The sequence below is a fragment of the Bradyrhizobium sp. NBAIM03 genome, assembly GCF_020194055.1.
GTDB classification, from domain to species: Bacteria; Pseudomonadota; Alphaproteobacteria; order Rhizobiales; family Xanthobacteraceae; genus Bradyrhizobium; species Bradyrhizobium yuanmingense.
Window position 1 is genome coordinate 238623 of sequence record NZ_JADYVS010000010.1, and the last position, 13347, is coordinate 251969.

Genomic DNA, 13347 nt, shown 5'->3' on the forward strand with positions numbered 1-13347 from the left:
TCTCGATCCGCGCGAACAGAAGGACAGGGGAGGATCGACATGAGTGACGGCAAGACCGGACTGGAATTGCGTTCGCTGCTCAAGAAGAGCGGCGAGCTGGAATTGTCTCTCGTGACGGTCCCGATCGCGGAGCCGGCCGACGATGAGGTCGTGGTTCGCGTCGAGGCCACCCCGATCAACCCGTCCGATCTCGGGCTGCTGATCGGACCCGCCGACATGTCGGCCGCCAAGGCTTCCGGCACCAAGGAGATGCCGGTCATCACTGCCACGATGCCGGAGGCGGCGATGCGGATGATGGCGGCGAGATTCGATCAGTCGCTGCCGGTCGGCAACGAGGGCGCCGGCACGGTGATACGGACCGGATCGTCGGATGCGGCCAAGGCCCTGATGGGCAAGACGGTGTCGATGATCGGCGGCGCGATGTACACGCAGTACCGCGTGCTGAAGGTCCGCGACGTCATGGAGCTGCCGCCGGGCACCACGGCGGCGGACGGCGCCTCCTGGTTCGTCAATCCGCTGACCGCACTCGGCATGACCGAGACGATGCGGCGGGAGAACCACAAGGCGCTCGTGCACACGGCCGCCGCCTCCAATCTCGGTCAGATGCTCAACAAGATCTGCATCAAGGACGGCATCGGCCTCGTCAACATCGTCAGGAACAAGGAGCAGGCCGACATCCTGCACAAGATCGGCGCAAAGTACGTCGTGGATTCCAGCGCGCCCAGCTTCATGGACGATCTGACCAACGCGCTGGTCGAGACCGGCGCCACCATCGCCTTCGACGCCATCGGCGGCGGCAAGCTGGCGAGCCAGATCCTGACCGCGATGGAGATCGCAGCCAACAAGACCGCGAAGGAATACAGCCGCTACGGCTCCAACGTGTACAAGCAGGTCTACATATATGGCAGCCTCGACACGCGGCCGACGGAGCTGAACCGCTCGTTCGGGCTCAGCTGGGGCGTCGGCGGCTGGCTGCTCACGCCATTCCTTCAAAACATCGGCCCGGCCGAGATCGGCCGCCTGCGCCAGCGCGTGGCATCCGAGCTCAAAACCACCTTCGCCAGCCATTACACCAAGGTTGTCTCGCTCGCCGAGGCGCTCGATCCCGCCAATATCGCAGTCTACGCCAAGCGGGCCACCGGCGAAAAATTCCTGATCAACCCGAACAAGTGATCGCTTCGGACCGTTACCGACGGACATCAGGCCGCCGCTTGGCGGCCTGATTGCTGTTGATCTTGGCCGGATGAAGCGCGCGCGCACCCATTTCCAGAAACGCAGCGTTTCCAAATCGGACCGGTTCATGCACTTGCATCTATTGACCCGGATGGCTTAAGTGCCGTCCCGGCATTTCCGCTCGAGCCTTCAAGGACACCCAATGGCCTACAACATCGTCACGATCGCTGGCAGCCTGCGCAAGGACAGCTTCTCGCTCAAGATCGCCAATGCGCTCGCCAAGCTTGCGCCTGCCTCGCTCAAGCTCGAGGTGATCACGCCGGCGGGCATCTCGTTCTTCAACCAGGACCTAGAGGGCGCGCCGCCCGCGGACTGGCTCGCCTTCCGCGAGAAGCTCAAGACGTCGAATGGCGTCCTGTTCGTCACGCCCGAATACAACCGCTCGATCCCGGGCGTTCTGAAGAATGCCATCGACGTCGCCTCGCGCCCCTACGGCAAGAGCTCGTTCCTCGGCAAGCCGGTCGGCATCATCTCCAACTCGCCGGGGCTGCTCGGCGGCGTCAGCGCGGCCAAGCATCTGCAGAACATCCTGCCGGGCATTTCCGGTCCGGTCCTTCAGCAGCCGGAAATCTATCTCAGTAGCGTCGGCGATGCCTTCGATGCGGACGGCAACCTGACCAAGGACTCCCTCAAGACGGTGCTGCAGCAATACATCGACGCCTTCGCCGCGCATGTGGCGAAGAATCAGGGCTGAGCTTCCGGCCAAGCCGACGCTCCGTCATGCCCGGGCTTGTCCCGGGCATCCACGTTCTTCGTTATCGCCGGCAAAGCACGTGGATGGCCGGGACAAGCCCGGCCATGACGCGTCGTGGGAATAGTGCCTCGTTCTGGCAATTAGCACTCCCTTAACCAACCTGTCCCATCTTCCGAAGATGGTCTCCCGCGCGCGCCTGAAATCGATCCTGACCGGTCTTGCCCTCTATGCGATGGCGGCGGCGATCGTCGGCTATTTCGGCGTCAACGCCTACACCGGCAAATACGGTCTCAACGCCCGCCAGGAGCTCGACCAGGAGATCATCGCGCTGACGAGCGAGCTGGCTCAGCTCAAGCGCGAGCGCGCCAGAAGTGAACAACGGGTGTCGCTGCTGCGGTCCGAGAAGATCGACCCGGACATGCTGGACGAGCGGGCGCGCTTCCAGCTCGACTATGTCCATCCGCGCGATCTCGTTCGGATGATCCCGGCGAACTAGCGGCATCCGCAGCTTTCGAAAGCCGCAGGGGAAAGTCGCTGCTGACACCGGCAACCTGCCTCCTCCTGCGAAGGTCGTAACCCAAAACCGTGCCGTTGCCTTGACGGCGGCGCCGCGGCGGGCTCATGCCTTTGCTGGCGTTCGCTGAAGTTGACGCAGATCAACCGGGGAGCACCGGCGCGTCCTACACTGCTATCCGGAGGAAACTGTGATGAATGGGACAATGCCCCGGCATCACGCGGCCCGCGTCGAGGCCGCCATCGCGTCAGGCCAGGCGGCCCGGTCCGCGCTCGTGGCCTCGTGGCGCCGTTCCTCCCGATTGCACCATCTCGATCCCGGCGGCCACGCCGCGCCGATGCGGCTGACCGAAGCCGAGCTGCAGCAGGCGCGCGAGCGCATCGCGCCGCTTCTGGCGGCCGCCCAGGGCGCCATGGACCGGCTATATCAGGCTGTCGGCGCTGCGGGCTGCTGCGTGCTGCTCGCCGATCGCGAGGGCGTGCCGGTCGATCGCCGCGGCACGGTGGCGGACGATGCGACGTTTCAGTCCTGGGGCCTTTGGACCGGTGCACTCTGGAGCGAGGAGCACGAGGGCACCAACGGTATCGGCACCTGCCTCGTCGAGCAGCGTCCGCTGACCATCGATCGCGACCAGCACTTCTTTGCGCGCAACACGCTTCTGAGCTGCACCGCCGTTCCGATCTACGATCACGAGGCGGCGCTCGCGGGCGTGCTCGACGTCTCCTCCTGCCGCGCCGACCGCACCGACGCCTTTGCCAGCCTGATCGCGCTCGCGGCAGGCGAGGCGGCCAGGCGGATCGAGGCCGACCTGTTTCGCAAGGTCTTCGCCCATGCCCGCATCGTGCTGACACAGGCGGCGGATGGAAGCTGCGGCGGCCTCGTTGCGGTCGATGCGGACGATCTCGTGATCGGCGCAACGCGCTCCGCGCGGGCAGCGCTCGGCATCGCGCCCGGCGGTGCGTTGCGGCCGGTGCCCGCGGCCGATCTTCTCGGCGGCGATGCCGCGCGCGATCATCTTGCCGGTGGCCAGCGTGCGGTACTGCAGCGCGCGCTGTTGCGTGCCGGCGGCAATGTCTCCGCCGCCGCCAAGGCCCTCGGCGTCAGCCGCGCGACGCTGCACCGGAAGCTGAAGCGGTTCGAGCTGAACCACTGAGCTCAGCCGTCATTGCGAGCGCAGCGAAGCAATCCAGAATCTTTCCGCGGAGGGACTCTGGATTGCTTCGCTGCGTTCGCAATAACGGTAGGGTGGCTGTGAGCGCTCCATCTCACGCTTACCTCGTCCACGACTGTCGCAGTTCTGCGACAGGTCGGCTCCGCCATCGCGTCCGCCCGGGCTGACAGACATCGCCTCCCGCATCATCGTCGGCGCAAGTCGCAAACAGGCGACGACAAAGCGCAAACAGCAACATCGGGAGTGATCAATGAACAAGGTGGAATTCCTCAGCGTCACCAAAGTGCCCTTTGCCGAACGCTACGACAATTTCATCGGCGGCAAGTTCGTCGCGCCGATCTCCGGGAAATATTTCGACAATGCCTCGCCCCTGACTGGCCAGGTCGTCTGCAAGATCGCGCGGTCCGACGCGCAGGACATCGAGGCAGCGCTCGACGCGGCGCATGCCGCCAAGTCCGCCTGGGGCCGCACCAGCGTCGCCGAGCGCGCCGCGGTCCTGAACCGGATCGCCGACCGCATGGAAGAGAACCTCGAGCGCCTCGCGATTGCCGAGACCTGGGACAACGGCAAGCCGATCCGCGAGACGCGCGCCGCCGACCTGCCGCTCGCGATCGACCATTTCCGCTATTTCGCCGGTGTCGTCCGCGCCCAGGAAGGCTCGATCGGCGAGATCGACCACGACACCATCGCCTATCATTTCCACGAGCCGCTCGGCGTGGTCGGCCAGATCATTCCCTGGAACTTCCCGCTTCTGATGGCCTGCTGGAAGCTCGCGCCGGCGCTGGCCGCCGGCAATTGCGTGGTGCTCAAGCCCGCCGAGCAGACCCCGGCCTCGATCATGGTCTTCGCCGAGGTCATCGCCGACCTGCTGCCAGCAGGCGTCCTCAACATCGTCAACGGCTTTGGCCTCGAGGCCGGCAAGCCGCTGGCGTCGAGCCCGCGCATTGCCAAGATCGCCTTCACCGGCGAGACCACGACGGGCCGGCTGATCATGCAATATGCCAGCCAGAATCTTATTCCGGTCACGCTAGAGCTCGGCGGCAAGTCGCCCAACATCTTCTTCAAGGACGTCACCGCCGAGGACGACGATTTCTTCGACAAGGCGATCGAGGGATTCGTCATGTTCGCGCTGAACCAGGGCGAGGTCTGCACCTGTCCGAGCCGGGCGCTGGTCCACGCCGACATCTATGACCGCTTCATGGAGCGGGCGCTCAAGCGCGTCGCCGCGATCAAGCAGGGCGATCCGCGCGATGCCACGACCATGATCGGCGCGCAGGCTTCCAGCGAGCAGCTCAGCAAGATCCTCTCCTATATCGACATCGGCAAGCAGGAGGGCGCCAAGGTGCTGGCCGGCGGCGGACGCGCCGATCTCGGCGGCGATCTCACCGGGGGCTTCTACGTCCAGCCGACCGTGTTCGAGGGCCACAACAAGATGCGAATCTTCCAGGAGGAGATTTTCGGCCCCGTCGTCTCGGTCACGACCTTCAAGACCGACGAAGAGGCGCTCGCGATCGCCAACGACACGCTCTACGGCCTGGGTGCCGGCGTTTGGAGCCGCGACGCCAATCGCTGCTACCGATTCGGCCGGGAGATCCAGGCCGGCCGGGTCTGGACCAACTGCTACCACGCCTATCCCGCCCATGCGGCTTTCGGCGGCTACAAGCAGTCGGGCGTCGGGCGCGAGACCCACAAGATGATGCTCGATCATTACCAACAGACCAAGAACCTCCTGGTCAGCTACAGCCCGAAGAAGCTCGGCTTCTTCTGATCGGATCGGAGAGGGCGGCGCCGCTTCGGCGCCGTCCGCTCCGCATGTCGGGATTGGCGTCGTGCACCGTTCTTGATCCGGTCACGAATATGCGCGCGCGATGGCGCTCATAGATTTGTTGCCCGATCAGCGCCAAAGATTTTGCAATATTTCGATCACGTTGCAGTGCGGCATAATGAAAGTCGTGCCATGCCGCCGCGGTGCTTTCCAAGGGCGTTTGACTTGGGTTAGAGAGGGCGAAAGTTTTCTCTGACCCGGAATTCCCATGGCCGCACCCAAGAAAGCCGCCGCAAGCGCTCCACAGGACAAGACCGACGGCGGTTCGCCCCCGGAATTCACGAAGGAGCAGGAACTCAAGGCGCTCCGCGACATGCTCCTGATCCGGCGTTTCGAGGAAAAGGCAGGCCAGCTCTACGGCATGGGCGCCATCGGCGGCTTCTGCCACCTCTATATCGGCCAGGAGGCCGTGGTGGTCGGCATGCAGATGGCCCTCAAAGAGGGCGATCAGGTCATCACCGGCTATCGCGACCACGGTCACATGCTCGCGACCGGCATGGATGCCAACGGTGTCATGGCCGAGCTGACGGGACGTCGCGGCGGTTATTCCAAGGGCAAGGGCGGCTCCATGCACATGTTCAGCAAGGAGAAGCACTTCTACGGCGGTCACGGCATCGTCGGCGCCCAGGTCTCGCTCGGCACCGGCCTCGCCTTTGCCAACCACTATCGCGGCAACGACAATGTCAGCGTCACCTATTTCGGCGACGGCGCGGCCAATCAGGGCCAGGTCTATGAGAGCTTCAACATGGCGGAGCTCTGGAAGCTGCCGGTGATCTACGTCATCGAGAACAACCGCTACGCCATGGGCACCTCGGTCTCGCGCGCCTCGGCGCAGCAGGATTTTTCCAAGCGCGGGGCGTCATTCAACATCCCGGGCAAGCAGGTCGACGGCATGGACGTCCGCGCCGTGAAGGCGGCGGGCGAGGAGGCGGCGGCCTGGTGCCGTGGCGGCAAGGGTCCCTTCATCCTGGAGATGCAGACCTATCGCTATCGCGGCCACTCGATGTCCGATCCTGCAAAATATCGTACGCGCGAGGAGGTCGAGAAGGTTCGCCACGACCAGGATCCGATCGAGCAGGTTCGCAATCGGTTGCTCGCCGCCAAGGTCAGCGAGGCCGATCTCAAGGCGATCGACGCCGAAGTGCGCGACATCGTCAACGCCTCCGCCGATTTCGCCCAGCATGATCCCGAGCCGGATGCCGCCGAGCTCTGGACCGACGTGTACCGCTGAACGCGCGCAAGCTTTCTTTGGAGAAGATATGCCAATTCAAGTGCTGATGCCCGCGTTGTCGCCCACGATGGAGAAGGGCAACCTCGCCAAATGGCTGAAGAAAGAGGGCGAGACGATCAAGTCCGGCGACGTCATCGCCGAGATCGAGACCGACAAAGCGACCATGGAGGTCGAGGCGACCGACGAGGGCACGCTCGGCAAGATCCTGATCCCCGAGGGCACCGCCGACGTCGCGGTGAACACCCCGATCGCGACCATTCTCGCCGACGGCGAGAGCGCGGCTGATCTCGCCAAGGCACCCGCAGCGGCGGCGAAGGCTGCGGAGTCCGCGCCGCCGGCCGCAGCAAAGGCCGAGGCGCCCGCGCCGAAAGCCGCGCCTGCTCCCCAGGCCGTCGCCGAGCCCGATCCGGAAGTCCCCGCCGGCACCGAAATGGTGACGCAGACCATCCGCGAAGCGCTGCGCGATGCCATGGCCGAAGAGATGCGCCGCGACGCGGACGTGTTCGTGATGGGCGAAGAAGTTGCCGAATATCAGGGCGCCTACAAGGTGACCCAGGGCCTGCTTCAGGAGTTCGGTGCCAAGCGCGTGATCGACACGCCGATCACCGAGCACGGCTTCGCGGGCGTCGGCGTCGGTGCCGCGATGACCGGTCTCAAGCCGATCGTCGAGTTCATGACCTTTAACTTCGCCATGCAGGCGATCGACCAGATCATCAACTCCGCGGCCAAGACGCTCTACATGTCGGGCGGCCAGATGGGCTGCTCGATCGTGTTCCGCGGTCCGAACGGTGCGGCCGCGCGCGTTGCCGCCCAGCACAGCCAGGACTATTCGGCGTGGTATTCGCACGTCCCGGGCCTCAAGGTGGTCGCGCCGTATTCCGCCGCGGACGCCAAGGGCCTGCTCAAGGCTGCGATCCGCGATCCCAACCCGGTGATCTTTCTCGAGAACGAGGTGCTGTACGGCCACACTGGCGAAGTCCCGAAGCTCGACGACTTCATCATTCCGATCGGCAAGGCGCGCATCGTGCGCGCCGGCAGTCACGTCACGATCATCTCCTGGTCGAACGGCATGACCTATGCGCTGAAGGCTGCGGACGAGCTCGCCAAGGACGGCATCGAGGCCGAGGTGATCGACCTGCGCACGCTGCGCCCGATGGACACGGAGACCATCATCAACTCCGTGAAGAAAACGGGACGTGCGGTTACGGTGGAAGAGGGGTGGGCCCAGAGCGGCGTCGGCGCCGAGATCGCCGCGCGCATCATGGAGAACGCCTTCGACTATCTTGATGCGCCGGTGACGCGCGTGTCTGGCAAGGACGTGCCGATGCCCTATGCCGCGAACCTGGAGAAGCTCGCGCTGCCCTCGGCGGCGGACGTCGTCGAAGCCGCCAAAGCCGTCTGCTACAGGTAGATCATGGCAGGCCCCAAGGAGCAGCCACTGCCGCCAGACGTCATGACCCGCGACGACGCGGTCGAGATCCTGCGCGTGTTCGTCCTGGATGGTGGGCTGTCGATGGCGTTCCAGCGCGCCTTCGAGGAGCCGGACATGTGGGGCCTCCTGCTCGTCGATCTCGCCCGTCATGCCGCGCGCGCCTATGCGCGCGAGAGCGAATATACCGAGGAGGACGCGCTGAACCGGATCCTCGACATGTTCCAGGCCGAGATCGAGCGTCCCACCGACACGGGCACCACCACGCCACGTGGCAAGGGGCACTGACCATGGCGATCGAAGCCCATCATTACGATTTCATGCTGGAGGCGATCCGCGAGGCGGAAGCCTCGATCGCGCAGGGCGGCTTGCCGATCGGCGCGGTGCTGACGCGCGACAACAAGATCATCGCCCGCGGCCACAACAACCGCGTGCAGGAGAACAATCCGATCCTGCATGGCGAGATGAGCTGCCTGCGCGAGGCCGGCGCGATCTCGTTCCACGACACCGTCATGTACACCACGCTGTCGCCTTGCTCGATGTGCGCCGGCGCGCTCGCGCTGTTCAAGGTCAAGCTGGTGGTGATCGGGGAATCCGTCACCTTCGAAGGCTCCAAGGACATTCTCGACAAGTTCGGGATTCCGTGGATCGACCTTGCCGACGACCGCTCCATCACCATGATGAAGAATTGGCGTTCCATCCCAACCAATGAGCGCCTGTGGCAGGGCGACATCGGCAACTAAACCTGGTCTGTTCGTCTTCACATCGAGGACGACGTTTTTGAGAAGTTCTTCTTGAGGTCAGCATGCCCATCAACATCCTGATGCCCGCTCTCTCGCCGACGATGGAGAAGGGCAACCTCGCCAAGTGGCTGAAGAAGGAGGGCGACAAGGTCAAGTCCGGCGACGTCATCGCCGAGATCGAGACCGACAAGGCGACCATGGAGGTCGAGGCGATCGACGAAGGCACGATCGCCAAGATCCTGGTGCCAGAGGGTACGCAGGATGTCCCAGTCAACGACGTGATCGCCGTGCTCGCCGGCGAGGGCGAGGACGTGAAGGCTGCGGGTAGCGCCAAGCCCAGCGCCTCGGCCGCGCCGCCAAAGGCCGCTGAGGCTCCCGCTGCGCCGGCTCCCGCGCCTGCGCCTGCCGCACCGAAAGCTGCTGCGCCCGCCGCGGCACCCGCGCAGCAGGCTGCAGCTCCGGCAGCGCAAGCCAATGGTCATGGCGGCCGTGTATTCTCGTCGCCGCTGGCGCGCCGTCTCGCCAAGGAGGCCGGCATCGATGTCGCCATGGTCGCCGGCACCGGTCCGCACGGCCGCGTGGTCGCCCGCGACGTCGAGCAGGCCAAGTCCGGCAAGGGTCTGAAAGCGCCCGCCGCGGCACCGTCAGGCGCGCCTGCGATCGCGCCGACCATGTCGGACAAGCAGATCCTGTCGCTGTTCGAGCCCGGCTCCTACGACATCGTCCCGCATGACGGCATGCGCCGCACCATCGCCCAGCGCCTGACCGCATCGATCCAGAACGTCCCGCACTTCTACCTCACCATCGACTGCGACATCGGCAAGCTGCTCACTGCCCGCGAGGAGATCAACGCCGCCGCGCCGAAGGACAAGGAGAAGAAGCCGCTCTACAAGATCTCGGTCAACGATTTCGTCATTAAGGCGATGGCGGTCGCGCTGCAGAAGATCCCGAACTGCAACGTCAGCTGGACCGAAAGCGGCATGGTCAAGCATCACCATTCCGACGTCGGCGTCGCCGTCGCGATGCCCGGCGGCCTGATCACGCCAATCATCCGGAAAGCGGAGACCAAGACGCTCTCGACCATCTCCAACGAGATGAAGGATTTTGCCGCGCGCGCCCGCTCGCGCAAGCTCAAGCCGGAGGAATACCAGGGCGGCACCACGGCCGTTTCCAACCTCGGCATGTACGGCATCAGCCACTTCACTGCGGTGATCAATCCGCCTCATGCCACGATCCTTGCGGTTGGCACCAGCGAGGAGCGTCCCGTGGTGCGCGGCGGCAAGATCGAGATCGCGCACATGATGAGCGTGACCTTGTCCTGCGATCACCGCGCCATCGACGGCGCGCTCGGCGCCGAGCTGATCGGCGCGTTCAAGCAGCTGATCGAAAACCCCGTGATGATGATGGTCTGAAGCGGCGGCAGAGGGGGCGACCTTGCATGTCCGGACCCGCTGGCCATGGATATCGCTATTGCTCGGAGTCATCGTCGCGCTCAACCCCGTCGGGCTCGATTTTCTTCACTCTGCGTTCTTTGCCGGCGAGCAGCTGGCACGGAACATCGCCCAGCCGATCGTGCTCACTGCGCTTGCCATCATAGTCCTGGTGGTGCTGCTCGAATGGCTGGTGAGGTCTTTTCTGGTCAAGCGCCGCGCCCGCGGCGCTTCTTGAGTTGAACGGGAGCCGCTATGGCCGACACATCCTTCGACGTCATCATCATCGGCTCCGGCCCCGGCGGCTATGTCACCGCCATCCGCGCCGCGCAGCTCGGCTTCAAGACCGCGATCGTCGAAAAATCCTATCTCGGCGGCATCTGCCTCAACTGGGGCTGCATTCCGACCAAGGCGCTGCTGCGTTCGGCCGAGATCTACCACTACATGCAGCACGCCAAGGACTACGGGCTCTCCGCCGAGAAGGTCTCGTTCGATCCGAAGGCGGTGGTGCAGCGTTCGCGCGGCGTCTCCAAGCGCCTCAATGACGGCGTCGGCTTCCTGATGAAGAAGAACAAGGTCAGCGTGATCTGGGGCGCGGCCTCGATCGATGCGCCCGGCAAGGTCACGGTGAAGAAGTCCGACGTCGAGGGCCCGAAGGGCGCGCTAGGCGAGGGGACCTACCAGGCCAAGCACATCATCGTCGCCACCGGTGCGCGGCCGCGCGTGCTGCCCGGCCTCGAGCCGGACAAGAAGCTGGTCTGGACCTATTTCGAGGCGATGGTGCCGGAGCGGATGCCGAAGTCGCTGCTGGTGGTCGGCTCCGGCGCGATCGGCATCGAGTTCGCCTCGTTCTTCCACACCATGGGAAGCGACGTCACCGTGGTCGAGGTGCTGCCGCAGATTCTGCCCGTCGAGGACGCCGAGATCGCGGGCCTCGCCCGCAAGCGGCTGGAGAAGCAGGGCATCAAGATCATGTCCTCGACCAAGGTCACCAAGCTGGAGAAGAAGGCCGACAGCGTCCTCGCCACCATCGACGACGGCAAGGGCAAGCCTGTCACATCAGAGTTCGAGCGCGTGATCTCGGCGGTCGGCGTCGTCGGCAACATCGAGAATCTCGGCCTGGAAAAAGTCGGCGTGAAGACCGACCGCGGCATCATCGTGGTCGACGGCTACGGCAAGACCAACGTCCCCGGCATCTACGCCATCGGCGACGTTGCCGGCCCCCCGATGCTGGCGCACAAGGCCGAGCATGAGGGCGTGATCTGCGTCGAAGCGATCAAGGGCCTCAATCCGCATCCCCTCGACAAGAACATGATCCCGGGCTGCACCTATTGCCACCCTCAGGTCGCCTCGGTTGGCCTCACTGAAGCCAAAGCGAAAGAGAGCGGCCGCGAAATCCGCGTCGGCCGCTTCCCCTTCGTCGGCAATGGCAAAGCGATCGCGCTCGGCGAGGACCAGGGCCTGGTCAAGGTGATCTTCGACAAGAAGACCGGCCAACTGCTCGGGGCCCACATGGTCGGCGCGGAGGTCACCGAGCTGATCCAGGGCTACGTCGTCGCCATGAATCTGGAGACGACGGAAGAAGAGCTGATGCACACGGTCTTCCCGCATCCGACCCTGTCGGAGATGATGAAGGAAGCCGTGCTGGATGCGTATGGACGGGTGTTGAACATTTGAGGGGCGAGCGCGTCGCCCGCCGCCGTCATTGCGAGCGAAGCGAAGCAATCCAGACTGCTGCTGCGGAAAGATTCTGGATTGCTTCGCTTCGCTCGCAATGACGAGCAGAGAGAGCTGTTTGCAGAACAAGAAGGAAATCATCCCATGCACGACAACGACAATCTCACCATCGAACGTCCGACCTTCGTCACCCATCTCGAATGCGCGATGGAGGGCGATCATTACGCGGCCGACGAGGTTCACAACCTCTCCAAGGCCGGCAAGCCGCTTCTGGTACGCTACGACCTCGCGGGCGTGAAGAAGGCGCTGACCAAGGATGCGCTCGCCCAGCGCCCCGGCGACATGTGGCGCTACCGCGAGCTCTTGCCCGTGCGCAAATGCAAGGACATTGTCTCGCTCGGCGAAGTCACGACGCCCCTGGTCCGGCTGCCGAAGCTCGGCGCAAAACTCGGCGGCGGCGAGATCATCGTCAAGGACGAGGGACGGCTGCCGACCGGCTCGTTCAAGGCGCGCGGCCTCGTCATGGCGGTGTCGATGGGCAAGGCGCTCGGCATCAAGCATATGGCGATGCCGACCAACGGCAATGCCGGCGCGGCGCTGGCGGCCTACGCCACGTCCTGCGGCATCAAGACCACGATCTTCTGCCCGGCTGACACGCCCGAAGTGAACGTCAGCGAGATCGAGCTGCAGGGCGCGACCGTCTACCGCGTCAACGGCTATATCGACGATTGCGGCAAGATCGTCGGCGAGGGCAAGGCCAAGGTCGGCTGGTTCGACACCTCGACCTTGAAGGAGCCGTACCGCATCGAGGGCAAGAAGACGATGGGCCTCGAACTCGCCGAGCAGCTCGGCTGGGACGTGCCCGACGTGATCTTCTATCCGACCGGCGGCGGCACCGGCCTGATCGGGATGTGGAAGGCGTTCGACGAGCTGGAGAAGATCGGCTTCATCGGCTCAAAGCGCCCGCGCATGGTCGCGGTGCAGGCCTCCGGCTGCGCGCCGATGGTACGCGCCTATGACGCCGGCACCGAGCATGCGACGCGCTGGGAGGACGCACACACCATCGCCTCGGGCATCCGCGTGCCGCAGGCAATCGGCGATTTCCTCATCCTGCGTGCCGTGCGCGAGAGCAAAGGTTTTGCCATTGCCGTCGATGACGACAAGATCTCGGCGGCGCTGAACGAGGTCGCGCGCGAGGAGGGGCTCTTGCTCTGCCCCGAGGGTGCCGCGACCTACGCCGCCTACAAGGAAAGTCTCGCCGACGGCCGGGTCAGCAAGACCGATCGCGTCATGCTGTTCAACTGCGCGACCGGCCTGAAATATCCGCTGCCGCCGGTCACCCGCACGCTCGATCGCCACAAGCCGATTGACTATTCGAAGTTCTAACTTGCTTCTCCCTC

General features: G+C 64.7%; 13 protein-coding genes. All 13 read left to right on the forward strand.

All coding sequences use genetic code 11. The features are described from left to right. Positions 1 to 39: 39 nt before the first annotated feature. The 13 genes from I6F21_RS18000 (at position 40) to I6F21_RS18060 (ending at position 13333) form a co-directional block, all read left to right on the forward strand. Complete coding sequence (locus tag I6F21_RS18000; RefSeq protein ID WP_225140006.1) at positions 40 to 1173, forward strand: zinc-binding dehydrogenase; 1134 nt, start codon at positions 40 to 42, stop codon at positions 1171 to 1173. A 202-nt stretch (positions 1174 to 1375) separates the two neighbouring features. Continuing rightward, positions 1376 to 1927 carry an NAD(P)H-dependent oxidoreductase gene (locus I6F21_RS18005; protein WP_036009870.1) on the forward strand — a complete coding sequence of 184 codons (552 nt, stop codon included), beginning with the start codon at positions 1376 to 1378 and terminating at the stop codon, positions 1925 to 1927. 178 nt (positions 1928 to 2105) lie between these two features. After that, entirely contained in the window at positions 2106 to 2423 is a 318-nt protein-coding gene (locus I6F21_RS18010) for a septum formation initiator family protein (RefSeq protein ID WP_025036496.1), read from the forward strand. A 211-nt stretch (positions 2424 to 2634) separates the two neighbouring features. Beyond that, positions 2635 to 3594 carry a GAF domain-containing protein gene (locus I6F21_RS18015; protein ID WP_225140005.1) on the forward strand — a complete coding sequence of 320 codons (960 nt, stop codon included), beginning with the start codon at positions 2635 to 2637 and terminating at the stop codon, positions 3592 to 3594. 268 nt (positions 3595 to 3862) lie between these two features. Further along, positions 3863 to 5380 carry an aldehyde dehydrogenase gene (gene adh, locus I6F21_RS18020; RefSeq protein WP_225183353.1) on the forward strand — a complete coding sequence of 506 codons (1518 nt, stop codon included), beginning with the start codon at positions 3863 to 3865 and terminating at the stop codon, positions 5378 to 5380. 265 nt (positions 5381 to 5645) lie between these two features. Further along, complete coding sequence (gene pdhA / locus I6F21_RS18025; protein WP_036025165.1) at positions 5646 to 6668, forward strand: pyruvate dehydrogenase (acetyl-transferring) E1 component subunit alpha; 1023 nt, start codon at positions 5646 to 5648, stop codon at positions 6666 to 6668. Between the two features lie 28 nt (positions 6669 to 6696). After that, on the forward strand, positions 6697 to 8079 hold the full coding sequence (locus I6F21_RS18030) for a pyruvate dehydrogenase complex E1 component subunit beta (RefSeq protein WP_074447972.1): 1383 nt from the start codon (positions 6697 to 6699) through the stop codon (positions 8077 to 8079). A gap of 3 nt (positions 8080 to 8082) precedes the next feature. After that, entirely contained in the window at positions 8083 to 8385 is a 303-nt protein-coding gene (locus I6F21_RS18035; protein WP_008547332.1) for a DUF5076 domain-containing protein, read from the forward strand. A gap of 2 nt (positions 8386 to 8387) precedes the next feature. Further along, on the forward strand, positions 8388 to 8840 hold the full coding sequence (locus I6F21_RS18040; RefSeq protein ID WP_225112501.1) for a nucleoside deaminase: 453 nt from the start codon (positions 8388 to 8390) through the stop codon (positions 8838 to 8840). Positions 8841 to 8902: 62 nt separating this feature from the next. Further along, complete coding sequence (locus I6F21_RS18045) at positions 8903 to 10252, forward strand: pyruvate dehydrogenase complex dihydrolipoamide acetyltransferase (protein ID WP_036044339.1); 1350 nt, start codon at positions 8903 to 8905, stop codon at positions 10250 to 10252. A gap of 49 nt (positions 10253 to 10301) precedes the next feature. Next, the gene (locus I6F21_RS18050; protein ID WP_225124159.1) at positions 10302 to 10508 is read left to right on the forward strand and encodes a hypothetical protein; all 207 of its coding nucleotides are present in this window, start codon (positions 10302 to 10304) and stop codon (positions 10506 to 10508) included. A gap of 17 nt (positions 10509 to 10525) precedes the next feature. Next, a complete protein-coding gene (gene lpdA / locus I6F21_RS18055; protein WP_225140003.1) occupies positions 10526 to 11947 on the forward strand; it encodes a dihydrolipoyl dehydrogenase in 1422 nt (473 codons plus the stop codon). Positions 11948 to 12091: 144 nt separating this feature from the next. Beyond that, complete coding sequence (locus tag I6F21_RS18060) at positions 12092 to 13333, forward strand: threonine synthase (RefSeq protein ID WP_225140002.1); 1242 nt, start codon at positions 12092 to 12094, stop codon at positions 13331 to 13333. Positions 13334 to 13347 lie beyond the last annotated feature (14 nt).